This is a genomic window from Brevundimonas intermedia, assembly GCF_027922165.1.
Classification (GTDB): domain Bacteria; phylum Pseudomonadota; class Alphaproteobacteria; order Caulobacterales; family Caulobacteraceae; genus Brevundimonas; species Brevundimonas intermedia.
In genome coordinates this window covers 382,107-400,249 of record NZ_BSFD01000011.1, presented here as the reverse complement: position 1 = coordinate 400,249, position 18,143 = coordinate 382,107, and the positions used below count along the sequence as shown (strand labels likewise).

Genomic DNA, 18,143 nt, shown 5'->3' with positions numbered 1-18,143 from the left:
GATGCGACCTACCGGTTCCGACATTCTGGTCGTCGACGACGAGGCGGACATCCGCGATCTGGTTTCGGGCCTGCTCGAAGACGAGGGGCACGCCGTGCGCGTGGCCGCCAACTCCGACGAGGCCCTGGCTGCGATCCGCGCGAGGAGGCCGTCGCTGGCGATCCTGGACATCTGGATGCAGGGCGGCGGACTGGATGGGCTGGAACTGCTGGAGGTGGTCAAGGAGATCGATCCTGACCTGCCGGTGGTGATGATCTCGGGGCACGGCAATATCGAGACGGCGGTGACGGCGCTGAAGCGCGGCGCCTATGATTTCATCGAGAAGCCGTTCAAGTCGGACCGGCTGGTGGTCGTGGTCGAGCGGGCGATCGAGGCGGCGACGCTGAAGCGCGAAAACCGCCGGCTGCGGGCCCAGACGATGACGCCGTCCGGCCTGATCGGAAGGTCGCAAGCGGCCCAGGCGCTGCGCGGCACCATCGCCAAGGTGGCCCAGGCCAACAGCCGCGTCCTGATCGCCGGCCCGGCCGGATCTGGCAAGGAACTGGTGGCGCGCCAGATCCACGAGGCCAGCCCGCGCGCCCGGGCCGAGTTTGTGGCGATTTCGGCGGCCGGGATGACGCCGGAGCGGCTGGATGTCGAACTGTTCGGGGAAGAGGGACAGGACGGTCGCCCGCGCAAGATCGGCGTGTTCGAACGGGCCCATAACGGCACCCTGTATCTGGACGAGATCAGCGACATGCCGCGCGAGAGCCAGAGCCGAATCCTGCGCGTTCTGGTGGACCAGCGTTTCCGGCGCGTCGGCGGCGAGCAGGACGTGCAGGTCGATGTGCGGGTGGTCACCTCGACGTCTCGTGACCTCAAGGCCGAGATCGCCGAGGGGCGGTTCCGCGAGGATCTGTTCCACCGGCTGAATGTTGTGCCGATTCGTGTGCCGGCCCTGTCGGAACGGCGCGAGGATATCGCCGAACTGGTCGAGTATTTTGTGGAGACCATCAGCGCGTCGCAGGGCCTGCCGCGTCGCATCGTGGGCGACGATGCGGTGGCGGTGCTGCAGGTTCATCCTTGGCCGGGCAATATCCGTCAACTGCGCAACAATATCGAGCGGCTGCTGATCCTGGCGACGGGCGATCCCAACGAGCCGATCACTGCCGACATGCTGCCGCAGGAGGTGGCGACCTCGAACAGTAGCGCTTCGACGATGGGCGCTGAACGCACCATCGCCCTGCCGCTGCGCGAGGCGCGTGAAGTGTTCGAGCGGGACTATCTGGCCGCCCAGATCATGCGGTTCGGCGGCAATATCTCGCGGACCGCCGCCTTCATCGGCATGGAGCGATCGGCCCTGCACCGTAAGCTGAAGTCGCTGGGCGTGTCGCCCGCCCGCGGCGGTGAAGAGGAAGAGCCGGCCTGATGTCTCGCGTCGCCTACGTCAACGGAACCTACAGCCCGCATGGCGAGGCCGTGGTCCATATTGAGGATCGGGGCTTTCAGTTCGCCGACGGGGTCTATGAAGTCTGGTCCGTGTTCGACGGTCGGCTGGCGGACTTCGACGGCCATATGACCCGTCTGCATCGCAGCCTGAACGAACTGCGCATCGATATTCCCATGTCTGTGGCGTCTCTGACGCGGGTGCTGCGCGAGACCGTCCGCCGCAATCGGGTGAAGAACGGCATTGTCTATCTGCAGGTCACGCGCGGCACGGCGCGCCGCGATCACCCGTTTCCCACACCCGGCACGCCGCCCAGCGTCATCGTCACCGCCAAGTCGATTTCACCCGCGCGCGGAGACGCACAGGCGCAGAAAGGCGTCGCCGTCCTAACCCAGCCCGACATCCGTTGGGGGCGATGCGACATCAAAACTGTCGGGCTGTTGCCGAACATTATGGCCAAACAGGCGGCCCGCGAGGCCGGGGCCTACGAGGCCTGGTTCGTGGACGACATGGGCCTTGTCACCGAGGGCTCGTCGACCAATGCCTGGATCGTCGATGAGCACGGCAAGCTGCGGACCCGCGACACCCAGGCCAATATCCTGAAGGGCTGCACCCGCACCACCCTGATGGAGTTGATCAAGGAACATGGGGTCGAACTGGACGAGCGTCCGTTCAGCGTCGAAGAGGCCAAGCGGGCGCGTGAAGCCTTTTTCACCGCCGCCGGCGCCTTCGTTACGCCGGCGATCTCTATTGACGGAACCAGGATCGGCGACGGCAAACCGGGGCCGATTACGCTGAAGCTGCGTGCGCTCTATCTTGATCAAGCGCGTCGAGACGCTGTCTGAGGGATGACCATGCTCAAGACCTTGTTCGGTCGGAGCGCCGCTGACGTCGCTCCGCGTGATACTGATGCCGATTGGGAAGAGATCGCTCGCACAAATCCCTATTACGGCGTCCTGACGGACCCGCGCTTCAAGTCAGACAATCTGAATGATGAGGTTCTGGCTGACTTCTTCCGGAGCGGCGTGCAGGGGATCGAGCACGAGGTCAGATGGTTGAGGGGGCGGTATCCCGACTTTGCGCCAAAATCCGCGCTTGATTTCGGCTGTGGCGTCGGCCGGCTGACACGCGCCTTGGCCTCGGTGACGGGCGACGTGTTTGGCGTCGATATCTCGGAGTCTATGCTGGTAGAGGCGCGTCACAATGTGCCTGCGGGCGCGACGTTCGGGCGAGAGTTGCCTGATCGCGCTTTTGACTGGATTGTTTCGCTGATCGTCTTTCAGCATATACCCCCTGAGCGCGGCTACCCTTTGCTGAAGGCCCTGATGGCGCGATTGGCGCCCGGCGGCTTCGTCACCCTTCAGTTCGCTCTATATCGAGACCCGCGACACGCCTCCGTTCCAGGCGGGCGCATCGTCTTGGGCGAGAACTTTACCACGGTCTCCAATGTCAAAGCTCTGCGCAAACTGGCCAAGGGCGAGATGGTCATGTTCGATTATGATCTGACCGTGATCTCTGCGATCTTGTTCGATGCAGGGGTCGCCGACGTCGAACTGTCCCATACGGACCACGGGGGGTTCCACGGCGCCTGTATTCGCGGTCGGCGCACGGCTTGACGCATCTTGAAGACCGACAGCACAGCGACGAACTAGAAAAAGCGGTCATCGACCGTTGCGGGTGTGGTTAGGCGGCGTCTAAGGTCGCTCTCGGTCGATATCTGCCCCGACGCCGCTCCCACGGCGACGAACAACCAAGAACAGGAAAAACCTGCCATGTCGCAAGACAAACGTCAGAACCTTCAGGACACCTTCCTCAATTCGGTCCGCAAGACCAAGACGCCGCTGACCATCTTCCTGGTCAACGGGGTCAAGCTGCAGGGAATCGTGACCTGGTTCGACAACTTCTGTGTGCTGCTGCGCCGCGATGGCCAGTCCCAGCTGGTGTACAAGCACGCCATCTCCACCATCATGCCGTCCGCGCCCGTGCAGCTGTACGAGCCCGACGCCGAAGAAGACTGATTGACCCAAAAACTGATCGACCACGCCGTCCCTCTGATCCGGGCGGTCGTCATCCATCCCGACCGACGCTCCGACAGCCCTCGGCTGGCCAGTGAGCGCCTTGAGGAAGCCGTGGGCCTTGCCCGCGCGCTGGACCTTGACGTGCGCGCCGAAGAGATCGTGCGACTGCGTGGGACCACGCCTGCCACCCTGTTCGGAAGCGGCAAGGTCGAGGAACTGGCCGCCCTGGTCCGCGCGGCCGACGCGGAGGCGGTCATCATTGATGACGCCCTGACCCCGGTGCAGCAACGCAATCTGGAGAAGGCATGGGAGGTGAAGGTCATCGACCGCACCGGCCTGATCCTGGAAATCTTCGGACGCCGCGCGCGCACCAAGGAAGGCCGGCTGCAGGTTGAGCTGGCGCGGCTGGACTATGAGCGGTCGCGCCTGGTGCGGACCTGGACCCACCTTGAGCGTCAGCGGGGCGGCACCGGCTCGACCGGCGGTCCCGGCGAAACCCAGATCGAGCTGGACCGGCGCCTGATCGCCGACCGGATCGTGCGGCTGAAGGCCGAGTTGGAAGAGGTGCGCCGCACGCGCGGGCTGCACCGCAAGCAGCGCCAGAAGGTCCCGTTCCCGACCATCGCCCTGGTCGGCTACACCAACGCCGGCAAGTCGACGCTGTTCAACCGGCTGACGGGATCCGAGGTCTTCGCCAAGGACCTGTTGTTCGCCACTCTGGACACGACCCAGCGGACCATCCGCCTGCCGCAAGGCCGGCCGGCAATCGTGGCGGACACCGTCGGCTTCATCTCCGACCTGCCGCACGAACTGGTCGAAAGCTTCCGCGCCACCTTGGAAGAGGTGGGCGAAGCCGATCTGATCCTGCACGTCCGCGACATCGCCTCGGCCGACAGCGACGCCCAGGCGAAGGATGTTGAAGCTGTGCTGAAACAGATCGAGACGCCCGAAGGCAAGACGCGTCGCGTGCTCGAGGTCTGGAACAAGATCGACCTGCTGGACGACGAGGCGCGCGAGGCCGTGCTGGGCCAGGCCCAACGGCTGGCCCAGCACGGCGAGGCGGTCGCGGTCTCCGCCTGGACGGGCGAGGGGATCGAGCCGCTGCGTCAAACCATCGCCGGCCTGATCGACGACGATCCGGAGACGCATCTGCAACTAAAGCCCGAGCAGGGCGAGGCCTTGGCCTGGCTTTATGAGCACGGGCGGGTGACGTCGCGGGACACCGACGCGGAAGGCCGCACCCACGTCACAGTGAGGCTTCATCCTGCGGCATTGGGACGATTCGAGCGTCTCTATCCTGACCTGGCCGACTGACCCATGCATTTGATCGAGACCGTGCTGCTGCTGCTTCTGGCCGTCGTGGTGTCGGGATCGGTCGCAAGGATCACGCGGATCGCCTTGCCACTGGTGCAGATCGGCCTGGGAGCCGCCATCGTGCTGGCGACGGGTACGACGGTGGATCTGGAGCCGGATATCTTCTTCCTGCTGTTCCTGCCGCCCCTGCTGTTTCTGGACGGCTGGCGGATCCCCAAGGAGGCCCTGTTCCGCGACCGGGCGGTGATCCTGGAACTGGCCCTGGGGCTGGTGCTGTTCACCGTCGTCGGTCTGGGCTTCCTGATCTGGTGGATGATCCCCGAGATGCCCTTGCCGGTGGCTTTCGCCCTGGCCGCCATCCTGTCGCCGACTGATCCCATCGCGGTCAAGGCCATCGCCGCGCGCGCGCCGATCCCGAAGCGGCTGATGCACATTCTCGAAGGCGAATCGCTGCTGAACGACGCCACCGGCCTGACCTGCATGCGGATCGCGGTGGCGGCGGCGACCACGGGCGCCTTCTCGGTCAGCGGCGCCTTGGTAACTTTCGCCTGGCTGGCGCTGGTCGGCGTGGCGGTCGGGGTTCTGGTGACCATGGCCATCAGTTCCGCCAAGGCCTTCGTCAGTCGCCGCTGGGGCGAAGACGTCGGGGCGCAGATCCTGATCAGCCTGCTGATCCCGTTCGCGGCCTATCTGGTCGCCGAAGAACTGCACGCTTCAGGCATTCTGGCGGCGGTCGCGGCGGGCGTGACCATGAGCTTCACCGAACGGGGCGGAGGAATCGGCGGTCAGTCCTTGGCCATGACCCGCATCCGACGCGGCGTGGTGTGGGACACGGTTCAGTTCGTCGCCAACGGCATCATCTTCGTCATCCTGGGCGAACAGATGCCGTCGATTATGGCGCGGGCGGCGGAGGTGGTGCGGGGGACCAGTCGGCCGGAAGTCTGGTGGCTGGCCGTCTATGTCTTCGCCATCGTCGCCGCCCTGGCCGCACTGCGGTTCGTGTGGGTTTGGACCTCGCTGAAATTGACCCTGTTCCGGCGCCGCCATCGCGGGCCTCCGGCCAAGGTGGGGCTGAGACTGACGATGGTGATGTCGCTGGCCGGCGTGCGAGGCGCCATCACTTTGGCGGGTATTCTGACCCTGCCGTTCGTTCTGGCGGACGGATCGCCGATGCCGTCGCGCAACCTGGCGATCTTCCTGGCGGCGGGGGTGATCATCGTCTCGCTGTTGGTCGCCACCTTCGCTTTGCCGCGTCTGATGAAGGGCGTCGAATTGCCGCCGGAACCGTCGCAGGAGCGCGAGGCGGATCGCGGGCGTGTCGCCGCCGCGTCAGCCGCTCTGCGCGCCGTCGAGGACGTGTCCCACGCCATGGCCGAAGGCAAGACCAACCCGGACCTCTATTCCGACATCGCCAGCCGGATAATGGAGGTCTATCGCCGACGCATCGAGACCCACACCCGCACGGACGAGGACGACGCCTTCCTGGCGCGCAAGATCGACGATGTGGAGCGTCGGCTGTGGCTGGCGGGCCTGGCCGCGGAAAGGGATGAACTGACGCGGATGGCGCGGTCGCGTCAGCTGGACGAGGTGACCGCGCGGCGGATGATCCGCGAGGTCGATCTGCAGGAGTTGCGCTACCTCTGAGGCTTCGGCGACGGCGCCCCAGGCCTGGGTTTTAGTGCAGCTTCAGACGGCCGGAGACGCGGCGATGAAGCAGGCGGGACAGGGCCAGCAGGGCCGTGCGGCGGACGCCCAGAATGGCCCGGTGGTGGTCGAGGTGCAGGGCCATATAGGCCCATTTGGCGATCAGGCCTTCGATCAGGAAGTTCGGACCGCCGAGGTTTCCCATTAAGGAGCCGACGCCGCGATCACCGCCCAGCGACACCAGCGAGCCCTTGTCCCGATAGACGTACGGGCCGGGATCGCGCGACGGGTCGGACAGGGCCTTGGACAGATAGGCGGCTTGCTGGGCTGCGGCCTGGGCGCGTGCGGGGACAGGGCGGCCATCGGGCCCCGGCGCCTCGGCGCAGTCGCCCATGGCGTAGACGCCCGGCGCAGAGGCGCGCAGATGGTCGTCCACGACGAACTGGTTGATGCGGCCGGTGGTCAGGCCCAGGTCGCGGTTCGTGTCGGCCGCCTTGACCCCAGCGGCCCAGACGATCAGGTCGGCCGGTACCGGGCCCCTGGAGGTCTCCAGCCGGTCGGCGTGGACCGCGTCGACCTTGGCGTCGGTCAGCAAGCGCACGCCCTTGGCTTCCAAGGCATGAGCCGCCTTGGTCGAAACGGTTTCAGGAAGGCCGCCCAGGATGCGCGGCGCCGCCTCGACGATGGTGATGTTGAGATCGAATTTCTGGTCCGGGGCCAGACCGGCCGACAGCTCGTCGTGACCCTCGATCAGCTCGGTGGACAGCTCGACTCCGGTCGCGCCCGCGCCGACGATGGCGATGTTCAGCGTTCGCTCGTCGGAATAGGCGGAGGCGAGAAAGGCGGCGGTCAGCCGCTTGTTGAAGGCTTCGGCGTCGGCGACGTCCTCCAGCAGATGCGCGTGTTCGGCCGCGCCGGGCGTGTTGAACAGGTTCGATCCGCTGCCGATCGCCAGCACCAGGGTGTTGAACGACAGGGTGCGGGGCTTGACCAAGACGGCGCCGTCCTGGTCCCGGATTTCACCCAGGGTCAGGGTTTTGCTGGTCGGGTCGAGCCCCGTCAGGTCGCCCAAGGCGAAGCTGAAATGGTTGCGGCGCGCCAAGACCGGATAGGACAGGCCTTCCTGATGGCTGTCCAGCGACCCGGCCGCGACCTCATGCAGGCTGGGCTTCCAAAGATGGAAGATGGAGCGGTCGATCAGCAGGACGCGCCGGCGGCCCTCGGGCGGTCCGAACTTCCGGCCTAGGCGCGCCGCGAGCTCCAGCCCGCCTGCGCCGCCACCGATGATGACGATGTCGTGGACCCGTCCGGGGGCTGCGGTTGCAAGGCGAGGTGTTGGTTGCGTCATGGTGCTGAAGCGGCAGTTGAGGGGCTGGGTTCCCCAGCGTCGGCATGACGCAGGTTAGCGGATGTAGCGCCGGTTGACGAAAAACCTAGCCTGTTTTAGCCATTTCGATGCGGCGATACGGGCCCCTCTGGCGATCCAACTGATCGCGATGTCGAGCGCCGATGTGACAGGATGGGGTTTGATATGGAATTTCTGCTGGCAGAATGGCTGGGGAAGCCTGCCTGGATGTGGCTGGGCTTCATGGGGGTCGTGGCGGCTCTTCTGGCGCTGGACCTGGGCGTGCTGCACCGAAAGGATCACGAGATTGGCGTGCGCGAAAGCCTGGCCCTGTCGGCCATGTATATCGCGATCGGCATCGGTTTCGGCGGCTTCGTCTGGTGGGAGCTGGGTCAGCAGAAGGCGCTGGAGTATGTGACCGGCTTCGCCATCGAGAAGAGTTTGGCGATGGACAATGTCTTTGTCATCGCCATGATTTTCGGAGCGTTTTCGATCCCGCGCCTCTATCAGCATCGGGTGCTGTTCTGGGGCATTCTGGGGGTTATCGTACTACGGGCGATCATGATCGCGGCGGGGGCGGCCTTGGTCAGCCGCTACGAGTGGGTGCTTTATGTCTTCGCCGCCTTCCTCATCTTCACCGGTGTGAAGATGTTTACGGCGCGGCACGAGAGCGAGCAGGACATCGCCGACAACCGGATTCTGGCCTGGCTGCGTCGGCATCTACCGGTGACCGAGAGACTGCACGGCCACGCCTTTTTCGTGCGCCAACCCAACGCGGCAGGGCGGATCTCACTTCACGCCACGCCATTGTTCCTGGCGCTGGTGATGATCGAGTTCGCCGATCTGGTGTTCGCCGTGGACTCGGTGCCGGCCATCTTCGCCATCACGACCGACCCGTACATCGTCTACACGTCTAATATCTTCGCCATTCTGGGCCTGAGGGCGCTGTATTTCGCCCTGGCGGCGGTCATCCACCGCTTCGCCTATCTGAAACAGGCCCTCGCCGTCTTGTTGATCTTCATCGGCGGCAAGGTGATCGTCGCGCCCCTGATGGGCCTGGAAAAGGTTCCGCCGGCGATGTCCCTGGGCGTAACGGCCGTGATCCTGGCCGCCGGGGTGGCCTATTCGCTATGGCGGACACGGACAGACGCACCGTCCGCCTCGTAAGGATGAGGCCGGCCTGAGGTTCAGGCCGGCTTTTCTTCCAGACGCTTGTCCAGATAGGCCCCGACACGGCGTTCGACGGCGCTCATATGGTCCTGCCAGAAGTGGCTCGCGCCCTCTTCCAGTTCGTAGTCGATGATGATGCCCTTCTGGGTGCGCAGCTTGTTGACCACGCGCTCGACCTCGACCGGCGGCACGATGGTGTCGGCCGTGCCGTGCAGGAACAGGCCGGACGCCGGGCAGGGGGCCAGGAAGCTGAAGTCGTACATGTTCGACGGCGGCGAGACCGAGATGAACCCGTCCGTCTCCGGGCGTCTCATCAGGAGTTGCATGCCGATATAGGCCCCGAACTGATAGCCGCCGACCCAGGTCTGGCTGGCGCCGGGGTTGTTCGACTGAAGCCAGTCGAGGGCGGTGGCGGCGTCGGCCAGTTCGCCGATGCCGGAATCGAACTCGCCCTGCGACTTGCCGACGCCGCGCGAATTATAGCGCAGGGTGGCGAAGCCCCGCTGCTGGAACAGCTGGTGCAGGGTGACTGCGACCGGGTTGTTCATGTGACCGCCCGCCTTGGGATGCGGGTGCAGAATCAACGCGATCGGAGCGTTCGGGCGCTTGCCCGGGGAATAGCGGCCTTCGATGCGACCGGAGGCGCCGGGCAGGATGACTTCAGGCATAGGGGCTCTGGAATCCGTTCAACTGTCATTTCGCGTGTGCGTAATACTTGACCGCTGAGGTGGGACTTTCTAAGTCCCTCCGCAAGCGAGGCGCCTTTGCGAAGGCGCGGGTTCTAGCACAAGAGCCCCGGAAAGCGCGCAATTTTTGAAGGTGCGATATGCGTCTGTCGACCAAGGGACGATACGCCGTAATGGCGATGGCCGATCTGGCGAAGAACGGACGCGGCGAGAGCGGCGAAATCCGGGCGGTTTCGCTGGCCGAGATCGCTGCGCGCCAGGAAATTTCGCTGAGCTATCTGGAGCAGTTGTTCGCCCGGCTGCGCAAGAGCGGCCTGGTCAAGAGCGTGCGCGGACCCGGCGGCGGTTATCGTCTGGCCAAGGGGGCGCAGGAGACGGTGGTGGCCGAAATCGTGCTTGCGGTGGACGAACCGATCCGGGCGACGCGCTGCGTGGCCCACGGATCGCCCAAGGGCTGTATGCTGGCCGGCGAGCGTTGCATCACCCATGAACTCTGGGAAGACCTAGGCGACGAGATCCATCGCTATCTGGCCGGGGTGTCCCTGGAGGACGTGGTGATGAACCGCACGGGTCAGCGTCGCCGCAACGTCGAACCGCCGCAGGCTGTGGGGGTGGCGGCATGACCAGCGTCTATCTGGACTACAACGCCTCGGGCCTGGTGCGGCCGGAAGTGTTGGAGATCATGGCCAAGGCCCTAGCTGATAACGGCAATCCGTCCGCGGTCCATGCGGCCGGGCGGCGGGCGCGGGCGCGGGTCGAGACGGCGAGGGCTCAGGTCGGTGAACTGGTCGGGGCCGATCCGACGGCCGTGGTGTTCAACAGCGGCGGGACCGAGGCGAATGCTCAGGGTATCGCGAGCGCCCTGGCCGCCGGATGCGAGCGGCTGATTGTTTCGGCGACCGAACATCCGTGCGTGGCCGAGGCCGCGGCGAATGCGGGCGCGCCCGTCGAGGTGCTGCCGGTGGATGCGAACGGCGTCGTCGATCTGGACTGGTTGTCGCAGGCGTTGGCGCGTCCCGGCCGGGCTGTGGTCGCCGTCCATCATGCGAACAACGAGAGCGGCGTGATCCAGCCCGTGGTCGAGGCCGCCGCACTGGTGTGCGCGGCCGGGGGCTGGCTGCATGTCGACGCCATCCAGTCGGCGGGCAAGATCCCGGTCGATATGCGGGTTCTGGATGCGGACAGCCTGACCCTGTCGGCGCACAAGCTGGGCGGACCGCAGGGCGTCGGGGCCTTGATCCTCAAGGAAGGCGTGTCGGGTGTTCGCATCCTGCACGGGGCGGGGCAGGAGCGGGGCCTGCGCGCCGGGACCGAGAATGTTCCGGGCATCGCCGGGTTCGGCGTGGCCGCCGACAGCGCCGCGCGTGACCTGGAGACGATGGCCTCGCATGTCGGGTGGCGCGACGCCGCCGAGGCGCGGGTCAGGGCCGCCGGGGCGACCGTGATCGGCGGTGATGTGGCGCGCCTGCCCAATACCCTGTTCATGGCGGTGGAGGGCTGGGACAGTCCTCAACAACTTATCATTCTTGATATGGCCGGGGTCATGGTGTCGGCGGGCTCGGCCTGTTCGTCGGGCAAGGTCAAGCCGTCCAAGACCATCAGCGCCATGGGATTGAACGCTCTGGCCACCGGGGGCGTGCGCGTTTCCGGTGGCTGGGGCACGACAGAGAGCGACTGGATGTGGTTCGCCGACGCCTGGATCGCCGCCTACGACAAGCACAAGACACGCGCCGCAGAGCGCGTGAGAGAGGTCGCCTGATGGCCGCCGTCAAGGAAACCATCGACGCCGTCGCCGCGCTGGAGAAATACGCGCACGGCTTTACGTCGGATATCGAGCAGGAGTTCGCCCCGCGCGGCCTGAACGCCGACATCGTGCGCTTCATCTCCGAGAAGAAGGGCGAGCCGGAATGGATGCTGGAATGGCGCTTGGCCGCCTATGAGCGCTGGCTGGCGATGGAGGAGCCGACCTGGGCGGCGGTGAAGTATGAGCCGGTCGATTATCAGGACCTGTTCTATTATGCGGCGCCCAAGCAGAAGGAGGGGCCCAAGTCTCTAGACGAGGTCGATCCCGAGATTCTGGAAATCTACAAGAAGCTGGGCATCCCGCTGAAGGAGCAGGAGGTGCTGGCGGGGGTGCAGGGCGCGCCGCGCGTGGCCGTGGACGCCGTGTTCGACAGCGTCTCGGTGGTGACCACCTTCAAGGAGGAACTAGCCAAGGTCGGCGTGATCTTCATGCCGATTTCCGAGGCCTTGCGCGAATATCCTGAGTTGGTGCGGCAGTATCTGGGGTCGGTGGTGCCGGTCTCGGACAACTATTTTGCGGCCCTGAACAGCGCGGTCTTTTCGGACGGGTCGTTCGTCTACATCCCGCCGGGCGTGCGCTGCCCGATGGAGCTGTCGACCTATTTCCGTATCAATGCGTCACAGACGGGCCAGTTCGAGCGGACCCTGATCATCGCCGACAAGGGCAGCTACGTCTCGTACCTTGAGGGCTGCACCGCGCCAATGCGCGACGAGAACCAGCTGCATGCGGCCGTGGTCGAGATCGTGGCCCTGGACGACGCTGAGGTGAAATATTCGACGGTCCAGAACTGGTACCCCGGCGACGCCGAGGGCAAGGGCGGCATCTACAACTTCGTCACCAAGCGTGCGGATTGCCGGGGGGATCGATCCAAGGTGTCGTGGACCCAGGTCGAGACCGGTTCGGCCGTCACCTGGAAATACCCATCCTGTGTCCTGAAGGGCGAAGAGAGCTCGGGCGAGTTCTATTCCATCGCCATCACCAACGGACATCAGCAGGCCGACACCGGCACGAAGATGATCCACCTGGGCAAGAACACCAAGTCGCGGATCATCGCCAAGGCCGTGTCGGCCGGCAAGTCGGACTCCACCTATCGCGGCCTGGTCTCGGTGCATCCGAAGGCGACGGGGGTGCGCAACTTCACCCAGTGCGACAGTTTGCTGATCGGCAAGGAGTGCGGCTCGCACACCATCCCCTATATCGAGGCCCGCAACGGCTCGGCCCAGCTGGAGCATGAGGCGACGACGACGCGGTTGTCGGACGATCAGCTGTTCTATGCGCAGCAGCGCGGGTTATCTCAGGAAGAGGCCGTGGCGCTGCTGGTCAATGGCTTCGTGCGCGACGTGATGCAGAAGCTGCCGATGGAGTTCGCCGTTGAGGCGCAGAAACTGGTGGCGATCTCGCTTGAGGGGAGCGTGGGGTGAGCGCCGAAATCCCAATCTCTTTTCAGGTCCGACATCCAACATTCAACGCCGACGATCTGGCTGATCGGTTGTCGCTGCCGGCTCAGATTCGTCAGACTGTTGGCCAGAAGCGATCAACTCCGACGGGGCGGGAGCTTTCTGGAGAATACGTGGAAAGTTTCTGCTCGTTCCGTTTGCCCACCAAATCAGAGCAGGCGGAGCTCGAACTGAGCCAATTCATTACCGACAAGCTAAGCGATAAAGCGGATGAACTGCGGATGATCGCCGACTCCGGCGGCACGGCTGAATTCTACATCACCTTCGCGAGGGACGGGGCGTTTCAGACGCTTTCGCCCGCGCTAATTCAACAACTCGCAGCCTTGCGCGTCGGCTTTGCGCTTGATTGGTACTGACTATGCTCTCAATCTCCAACCTCCACGTCTCCGTCGGTGAAAAACCGATCCTCAAGGGACTGACGCTCGACGTTCCCGCCGGCGAGGTGCACGCCATCATGGGGCCGAACGGGGCCGGGAAGTCGACGCTGGGTTACGCCCTGTCGGGACGGCCGGGCTATGAGGCGACTGAGGGCGCGGTCGAATGGGCGGGCGAGGACCTGCTGGCGCTGGACCCGGCCGAACGGGCGGCCAAGGGCGTCTTCCTGTCCTTCCAGTATCCGATCGAGATCCCTGGCGTGCCAGCCCTGACCTTCGTGCGGACGGCGCTGAACGCCCAGAAGCGCGCGCGGGGCGAGGAGGAGGTGGCGGCGCCCGCCTTCCTGAAACTGGTCCGCGAGGCGTCCAAGGCGTTGAAGATGGACTTCGACATGCTGAAGCGGCCGCTGAACGTCGGCTTCTCCGGCGGCGAGAAGAAGCGGATGGAGATCCTGCAGATGGCCCTGCTGGAGCCGTCGCTGCTGATCCTGGACGAGACCGATTCCGGCCTGGACATCGACGCCCTGCGTATCGTGTCGGAGGGCGTGAACGCCCTGCGTCGCCCGGACCGCGCCATGCTGGTCATCACCCACTATCAGCGCCTGCTCGACTATATCAAACCGGACCGGGTCCATGTGCTGGCCGGGGGCCGGATCGTGGCCTCGGGCGGGCCGGAGCTGGCGCTGGAACTGGAGGCGGAAGGGTACGACAAGTATCTGCCGCAGGCCGCATGAGCGCAGCCTTCAACATAGACCTGACCGACGCCGACAGCTTTCCATCGCGTCGGAATGAGGCGTGGAAATACAGCGACCTGAAGCGCTGGCTTCGCGAGGCGCCGACGCCGTCGCCGACGGCGGCGGTGGGCGCGCCGGGTCCCTTCTATGACCTGGGTGGCGAGGCCATCGTCTTTGCCAACGGGCGCGCCGTGGGTGTGACCGACTTCATCGCCTCGGGCGAGCAGACGTTGCGGCTGCGCTATATCTCCGACGCCGTCGGGACCGGCCATACGGCTAGGGCACGGGTCGCCGTGCGGGCGGGAGCCAAGCTGCTGTTGCTCGAGACGCACGAGGGTGCGGGCTCGGCCTATGTCGCCCACAATACGCTGGAGCTGGACGTCGCGGCCGGGGCCGAGGTGACGCGCGTCGTCCTGGTCGAGGAGCCGGAGGACGCGATTTCCGTGTCCGAGGCCCATGTGAAGGTCGAGGCCGGTGGCGTCTATCGTCAGACTATCATCGCCACCGGCGCCAGGCTGCAGCGGGTCGAGACGCGGATCACCCACTATGCGCAGGGCGCGCAGGTCCAGGCGGACGGTCTGTATCTGCTGAATGGATCGCGCCACACCGACCTGACCAGCGTGGTGCGCCACATGGAGCATGACGGCACGACCAGCCAACTGATCAAGGGCGTGGCCCGCGACACCGCGCGCGGCGTATTCCAGGGCAAGATCGTGGTCGAGCGCGGGGCCGACGGCACCGACGCCCGGATGGGCCACCATGCTCTGATCGCATCGGAACGGGCCGAGATCGACGCCAAGCCGGAACTGATCATCTATGCCGACGACGTGCAGTGCGCGCACGGCAATACGGTGGGGACGCTGGACGAGAGCGCCCTATTCTATATGGAGCAGCGCGGCATTCCGGCCGAGGAAGCCCGCGCCCTGTTGACCCAGGCCTTCCTGATCGAGGTCATCGACCGGATCGAACATGAAGGCGCGAGAGAGGTGGCGCGGGAATGGCTGACGGCTCGGTTGTGAACCTTTTCGATCCCTATGCCGTCCGGGCGCAGTTCCCGATCCTGTCGCGGCAGGTGAACGGCAAGCCGCTGGTCTATCTGGACAATGCGGCCTCGGCTCAGAAGCCGCGCGCGGTGATCGACGCCCTGGTCGCGACGATGGAGGGCGGCTACGCCAACGTCCACCGCGGCCTGCATACTCTGTCGAACGAGGCGACCGAGGCGTTCGAGAAGGCGCGGGAGATCGTCGCCCGCTTCGTGAACGCCGAAAGCCCCGAACAGGTGGTGTGGACCAAGGGCGGCACCGAGGCGATCAACCTGGTGGCCAACGGGCTGGGGCTGTCCATTCAGCCGGGCGACGAGATCCTCGTCTCGGAGATGGAGCACCATTCCAACATCGTGCCCTGGCATCTGCTGAGGGAACGGCGCGGGGCGGTGCTCAAATGGATTCCGGTGCTGGACGACGGCTCGCTGGATATGGCCGCCTATGCCGAGCTGCTGGGGCCCAAGACGCGGATGGTCGCGGTCACCCATATGTCGAACGTGCTGGGCACCATCAATCCGGTCGTCGAGATCACGCGACTGGCGCATGCGGCCGGCGCCCAGGTGCTGATCGACGGGTGCCAGGGCGCGGTCCATGCGACGCCGGACGTGCAGGCCATCGGTTGCGACTTCTATGTCCTGACCGGCCACAAGCTGTTCGCCCCGACCGGCATCGGCGCCCTGTACGGCAAGGCCGAGGCGCTGAACGCTCTGCCGCCGTATCAGGGCGGGGGCGAGATGATCGAGACGGTCGAACAGGACCGCGTGACCTATGCCAAACCGCCGCACCGGTTCGAGGCGGGGACGCCGCCGATCCTGGAGGCCATCGGCCTAGGCGTGGCGCTGGAATGGCTGGCGCAATACGACCGCGCGGCGGTTCAGGCGCATGAGCATGCCCTTTACCAGCACGCCGTTGATCGACTTCAGGGTCAGAACTGGCTGCGGATCCTGGGGCAGGCGGAAGGGAAGGGCGCGATCCTGACCTTTGCCGTCGAGGGCGCCCATGCCCATGACGTGGCCCAGATCATGGATCGTTACGGCGTGGCCGTGCGGGCCGGACTGCACTGCGCCGAGCCGTTGTCGAAAAGAATGGGGGTGACGTCGAGCACCCGCGCCTCCTTCGCCCTATATAACACCGTGGAGGATGCCGACGCCTTCGTGGACGCGCTGATTAAGGCGCGGAACTTCTTCGTGTAAGCTGATGACAGACGACACCATTCAAGACAGCGACGCCTTCAAGGACGCCTGGGACGAACCCCAGAAGAGCGCCCTGTCGCAGGTTGAGCTGGACACGCTGACCGAACAACTGATCGAGGCGCTGAAGTCGGTCTATGATCCGGAAATCCCGGTCGATATCTATGAGTTGGGCCTGATCTACCGGGTCGATGTTTCCGACGACCGCGACGTGGTGGTGGACATGACCCTCACGGCCCCAGGTTGCCCTGTCGCCGGCGAGATGCCGGGCTGGGTCGAGACGGCAGTCGAGAAGGTCGAGGGGGTGCGCAGCGCCAAGGCCAATCTGGTGTTCGATCCGCCGTGGGATTCCTCCAAGATGAGCGACGAAGCCAAGCTCGCGCTCAACATGTTCTGACGCGGATAATCCAATGACCGAACTCCAGGCCACATCCCGTCCCCGCCGTCCGCGTCCCAAGGCCGTGACCTTGACGCACGCCGCCGCCGAACGCGTGCGCGAGATCCTGGACAATGCCGAGAACGACCACATCGGTCTGAGGATCGGTGTGAAGAACGGCGGCTGTGCGGGGCAGGAATACACCTTCGCCTATGCCGACGCGATCGGTCCGCTGGACGAGGTGGTCGAGGACAAGGGCGTCACCATCCTGATCGAGCCCAAGGCCGTGCTGTTCCTGATCGGCACCGAAATCGACTACGAGACGACCCGGTTGGCGTCCAAGTTCGTGTTCAAGAATCCGAACCAGACCGACGCCTGCGGCTGTGGCGAGAGCGTCACCATCGTGCCGGCGGCCGCTAGCTGAGATGGCGTACGACGCCGATTTCGGCGAATGGGTTCGCGAGCATTTCGCGGGCCTGGGTCGGTTGGAGATCAAGCGGATGTTCGGCGGAGCCGGAGTCTACGCCTCCGGCGTGATGTTCGCCCTGCTGGATGACGGGGTGGTTTGGCTGAAGGGCGACGAGGCTCTGGGCGAGGCCTTCGTCGCGGCCGGCTGCCGACAGTTCACCTATCCGACCAAGGACGGGCGGACGATGTCCATGGGATACTGGACCCTGCCGGAGACGGCGTTGGACGACCCCGAGGAGGCGGTCGCCTGGGCGCGGCGGTCGCTGGAGGTGGCGGTGCGAAAGGCGTCGGGGAAGAAGCCGAAGAAGGCTATTTAGGCGCATCCACCAGAACGGCCGGCGTGATCGGCTGTCCGGTCGCCTCGGCGATCAGCTCGGCCGTGCGCGTCTCGATCACGGCTTCGAGACGCGCGAGGAATTCGTCCTTGGGCAGGCCCACGGGGATGGGCTCCAGGAACTCCAGCGTCGCGGTGCCCGGATGTTTCTCGTACTTCTCCTCGGGCCAGAACAGGCCGAGGTTGGTGGCCAGGGGCACCACCGGCATGTCGAAGTCGCGGTACATGTGCCAGACGCCGGAGCGATAGCGGTATTTCTGGCCGACCGCGGCCAGATGGCCTTCGGGATAGATCAGGATCTTGCGGTTTTCGGCCTTGGCTTCGGCGGCGCGGGTAGCCAGGGCCTGGCGGGCTTCGTGGCCCCCGCAGCTGTTTACGACGATGGCGCCCAGCTTTTTCAACACGCCGCCCAGCAGCGGAAACTTCTCCAGGTGGTCGCCGGTGACGAAGGCCAGGTCGTCGAACTGATCGTAGGTGGCGAAGCCGTCGCCCCAGCTCTGATGTTTCGAGGCGATGATGAAGGCGCCGTCGGGCAGACGTTCCTTGCCGCGCACCTCCAGCCGGATGCCGGCGAAGACCGCCATGGCCTGAACCATGCGTCGGACATAGGCGCGGATGATCCGGCTGGTCGGGCCGCGACCCGGCGCAAGGGCGGCGAAGGCTGCGGTCAGGCCGTAGCCGATCGACAGGATCCAGTAGGCGATATTGAAGGCGAAACTGCGCATGGCCCGACTATGGCAGAAAGCTTGACCTTGTCAGG

At 65.3% G+C, this 18,143-nt stretch carries 20 protein-coding genes; 17 read left to right on the top strand and 3 right to left on the bottom strand.

Translation table 11 applies throughout. The features are described 5' to 3' along the window. Position 1: 1 nt before the first annotated feature. The 6 genes from ntrX to PKE72_RS15420 all read left to right on the top strand — a co-directional run bounded on the left by ntrX (position 2) and on the right by PKE72_RS15420 (position 6,402). Positions 2-1,408: a nitrogen assimilation response regulator NtrX gene (gene ntrX, locus PKE72_RS15445; protein WP_271166260.1), complete on the top strand. Its 1,407-nt coding sequence runs from the start codon at positions 2-4 to the stop codon at positions 1,406-1,408. Further along, positions 1,408-2,271 carry a D-amino-acid transaminase gene (locus PKE72_RS15440; RefSeq protein WP_271166259.1) on the top strand — a complete coding sequence of 288 codons (864 nt, stop codon included), beginning with the start codon at positions 1,408-1,410 and terminating at the stop codon, positions 2,269-2,271. Before ntrX ends, PKE72_RS15440 begins: the two co-directional genes overlap by 1 nt. A gap of 9 nt (positions 2,272-2,280) precedes the next feature. Further along, complete coding sequence (locus tag PKE72_RS15435; RefSeq protein WP_271166258.1) at positions 2,281-3,042, top strand: class I SAM-dependent methyltransferase; 762 nt, start codon at positions 2,281-2,283, stop codon at positions 3,040-3,042. Positions 3,043-3,198: 156 nt separating this feature from the next. Beyond that, positions 3,199-3,444 (top strand): RNA chaperone Hfq, encoded by a 246-nt coding sequence (gene hfq, locus PKE72_RS15430; RefSeq protein ID WP_003164861.1) that lies wholly within the window; start codon positions 3,199-3,201, stop codon positions 3,442-3,444. Beyond that, positions 3,445-4,758 (top strand): GTPase HflX, encoded by a 1,314-nt coding sequence (gene hflX, locus PKE72_RS15425; RefSeq protein WP_271166257.1) that lies wholly within the window; start codon positions 3,445-3,447, stop codon positions 4,756-4,758. Between the two features lie 3 nt (positions 4,759-4,761). Continuing rightward, entirely contained in the window at positions 4,762-6,402 is a 1,641-nt protein-coding gene (locus PKE72_RS15420) for a Na+/H+ antiporter (RefSeq protein ID WP_271166256.1), read from the top strand. Between the two features lie 31 nt (positions 6,403-6,433). Here the strand turns inward: PKE72_RS15420 and PKE72_RS15415 are convergent, their stop codons facing one another. Continuing rightward, complete coding sequence (locus tag PKE72_RS15415) at positions 6,434-7,750, bottom strand: NAD(P)/FAD-dependent oxidoreductase (protein WP_271166255.1); 1,317 nt, start codon at positions 7,748-7,750, stop codon at positions 6,434-6,436. A gap of 183 nt (positions 7,751-7,933) precedes the next feature. Between PKE72_RS15415 and PKE72_RS15410 the strand changes: the two genes are divergently transcribed. Continuing rightward, complete coding sequence (locus tag PKE72_RS15410; protein WP_271166254.1) at positions 7,934-8,914, top strand: TerC family protein; 981 nt, start codon at positions 7,934-7,936, stop codon at positions 8,912-8,914. Positions 8,915-8,934: 20 nt separating this feature from the next. Here PKE72_RS15410 and PKE72_RS15405 read toward each other — a convergent pair whose 3' ends face one another. Beyond that, positions 8,935-9,585, bottom strand: a complete 651-nt coding sequence (locus PKE72_RS15405; protein ID WP_267513407.1) for an alpha/beta hydrolase — start codon at positions 9,583-9,585, stop codon at positions 8,935-8,937. A gap of 158 nt (positions 9,586-9,743) precedes the next feature. On the opposite strand from PKE72_RS15405, the gene PKE72_RS15400 reads away from it, so the two are divergent. From PKE72_RS15400 to PKE72_RS15355, 10 genes are read left to right on the top strand one after another with little or no spacing between them, the layout of a single operon-like run. Continuing rightward, entirely contained in the window at positions 9,744-10,226 is a 483-nt protein-coding gene (locus PKE72_RS15400) for an Rrf2 family transcriptional regulator (protein WP_271166253.1), read from the top strand. Next, entirely contained in the window at positions 10,223-11,362 is a 1,140-nt protein-coding gene (locus tag PKE72_RS15395; protein WP_271166252.1) for a cysteine desulfurase family protein, read from the top strand. The genes PKE72_RS15400 and PKE72_RS15395 overlap by 4 nt, the downstream gene beginning before the upstream one ends. Then, entirely contained in the window at positions 11,362-12,828 is a 1,467-nt protein-coding gene (sufB, locus tag PKE72_RS15390) for a Fe-S cluster assembly protein SufB (RefSeq protein WP_271166251.1), read from the top strand. Before PKE72_RS15395 ends, sufB begins: the two co-directional genes overlap by 1 nt. After that, positions 12,825-13,220 carry a hypothetical protein gene (locus PKE72_RS15385; protein WP_271166250.1) on the top strand — a complete coding sequence of 132 codons (396 nt, stop codon included), beginning with the start codon at positions 12,825-12,827 and terminating at the stop codon, positions 13,218-13,220. Before sufB ends, PKE72_RS15385 begins: the two co-directional genes overlap by 4 nt. Positions 13,221-13,222: 2 nt before the next feature. Then, complete coding sequence (gene sufC, locus PKE72_RS15380; protein WP_271166249.1) at positions 13,223-13,972, top strand: Fe-S cluster assembly ATPase SufC; 750 nt, start codon at positions 13,223-13,225, stop codon at positions 13,970-13,972. Then, a complete protein-coding gene (gene sufD, locus PKE72_RS15375; RefSeq protein WP_271166248.1) occupies positions 13,969-14,991 on the top strand; it encodes a Fe-S cluster assembly protein SufD in 1,023 nt (340 codons plus the stop codon). Before sufC ends, sufD begins: the two co-directional genes overlap by 4 nt. Then, positions 14,970-16,208 carry an aminotransferase class V-fold PLP-dependent enzyme gene (locus PKE72_RS15370; RefSeq protein ID WP_271166247.1) on the top strand — a complete coding sequence of 413 codons (1,239 nt, stop codon included), beginning with the start codon at positions 14,970-14,972 and terminating at the stop codon, positions 16,206-16,208. Before sufD ends, PKE72_RS15370 begins: the two co-directional genes overlap by 22 nt. Positions 16,209-16,212: 4 nt before the next feature. Beyond that, positions 16,213-16,602: an SUF system Fe-S cluster assembly protein gene (locus PKE72_RS15365; protein WP_271166246.1), complete on the top strand. Its 390-nt coding sequence runs from the start codon at positions 16,213-16,215 to the stop codon at positions 16,600-16,602. A gap of 13 nt (positions 16,603-16,615) precedes the next feature. Further along, complete coding sequence (locus PKE72_RS15360) at positions 16,616-17,005, top strand: HesB/IscA family protein (RefSeq protein WP_271166245.1); 390 nt, start codon at positions 16,616-16,618, stop codon at positions 17,003-17,005. Position 17,006: 1 nt separating this feature from the next. Continuing rightward, positions 17,007-17,366 (top strand): TfoX/Sxy family protein, encoded by a 360-nt coding sequence (locus tag PKE72_RS15355; RefSeq protein WP_271166244.1) that lies wholly within the window; start codon positions 17,007-17,009, stop codon positions 17,364-17,366. On the opposite strand, the gene PKE72_RS15350 is transcribed toward PKE72_RS15355, so the two are convergent. Then, on the bottom strand, positions 17,359-18,108 hold the full coding sequence (locus PKE72_RS15350) for a lysophospholipid acyltransferase family protein (protein WP_271166243.1): 750 nt from the start codon (positions 18,106-18,108) through the stop codon (positions 17,359-17,361). The two genes, PKE72_RS15355 and PKE72_RS15350, sit on opposite strands and share 8 nt — an antisense overlap. Between the last annotated feature and the right edge of the window lie 35 nt (positions 18,109-18,143).

What these genes read in the sequence shown, in the direction of transcription:
- PKE72_RS15365 (WP_271166246.1), top strand. Translation starts at nt 16,213, where the DNA reads ATGACAGACGACACCATTCAAGACAGCGACGCCTTCAAGGACGCCTGG.
- sufB (WP_271166251.1), top strand. Translation starts at nt 11,362, where the DNA reads ATGGCCGCCGTCAAGGAAACCATCGACGCCGTCGCCGCGCTGGAGAAA.
- sufC (WP_271166249.1), top strand. Translation starts at nt 13,223, where the DNA reads ATGCTCTCAATCTCCAACCTCCACGTCTCCGTCGGTGAAAAACCGATC.
- PKE72_RS15350 (WP_271166243.1), bottom strand. Translation starts at nt 18,108, where the DNA reads ATGCGCAGTTTCGCCTTCAATATCGCCTACTGGATCCTGTCGATCGGC.
- PKE72_RS15410 (WP_271166254.1), top strand. Translation starts at nt 7,934, where the DNA reads ATGGAATTTCTGCTGGCAGAATGGCTGGGGAAGCCTGCCTGGATGTGG.
- PKE72_RS15435 (WP_271166258.1), top strand. Translation starts at nt 2,281, where the DNA reads ATGCTCAAGACCTTGTTCGGTCGGAGCGCCGCTGACGTCGCTCCGCGT.
- PKE72_RS15370 (WP_271166247.1), top strand. Translation starts at nt 14,970, where the DNA reads ATGGCTGACGGCTCGGTTGTGAACCTTTTCGATCCCTATGCCGTCCGG.
- sufD (WP_271166248.1), top strand. Translation starts at nt 13,969, where the DNA reads ATGAGCGCAGCCTTCAACATAGACCTGACCGACGCCGACAGCTTTCCA.
- hfq (WP_003164861.1), top strand. Translation starts at nt 3,199, where the DNA reads ATGTCGCAAGACAAACGTCAGAACCTTCAGGACACCTTCCTCAATTCG.
- PKE72_RS15415 (WP_271166255.1), bottom strand. Translation starts at nt 7,750, where the DNA reads ATGACGCAACCAACACCTCGCCTTGCAACCGCAGCCCCCGGACGGGTC.
- PKE72_RS15355 (WP_271166244.1), top strand. Translation starts at nt 17,007, where the DNA reads ATGGCGTACGACGCCGATTTCGGCGAATGGGTTCGCGAGCATTTCGCG.
- PKE72_RS15420 (WP_271166256.1), top strand. Translation starts at nt 4,762, where the DNA reads ATGCATTTGATCGAGACCGTGCTGCTGCTGCTTCTGGCCGTCGTGGTG.
- ntrX (WP_271166260.1), top strand. Translation starts at nt 2, where the DNA reads ATGCGACCTACCGGTTCCGACATTCTGGTCGTCGACGACGAGGCGGAC.
- PKE72_RS15440 (WP_271166259.1), top strand. Translation starts at nt 1,408, where the DNA reads ATGTCTCGCGTCGCCTACGTCAACGGAACCTACAGCCCGCATGGCGAG.
- PKE72_RS15395 (WP_271166252.1), top strand. Translation starts at nt 10,223, where the DNA reads ATGACCAGCGTCTATCTGGACTACAACGCCTCGGGCCTGGTGCGGCCG.
- PKE72_RS15360 (WP_271166245.1), top strand. Translation starts at nt 16,616, where the DNA reads ATGACCGAACTCCAGGCCACATCCCGTCCCCGCCGTCCGCGTCCCAAG.
- PKE72_RS15400 (WP_271166253.1), top strand. Translation starts at nt 9,744, where the DNA reads ATGCGTCTGTCGACCAAGGGACGATACGCCGTAATGGCGATGGCCGAT.
- PKE72_RS15405 (WP_267513407.1), bottom strand. Translation starts at nt 9,585, where the DNA reads ATGCCTGAAGTCATCCTGCCCGGCGCCTCCGGTCGCATCGAAGGCCGC.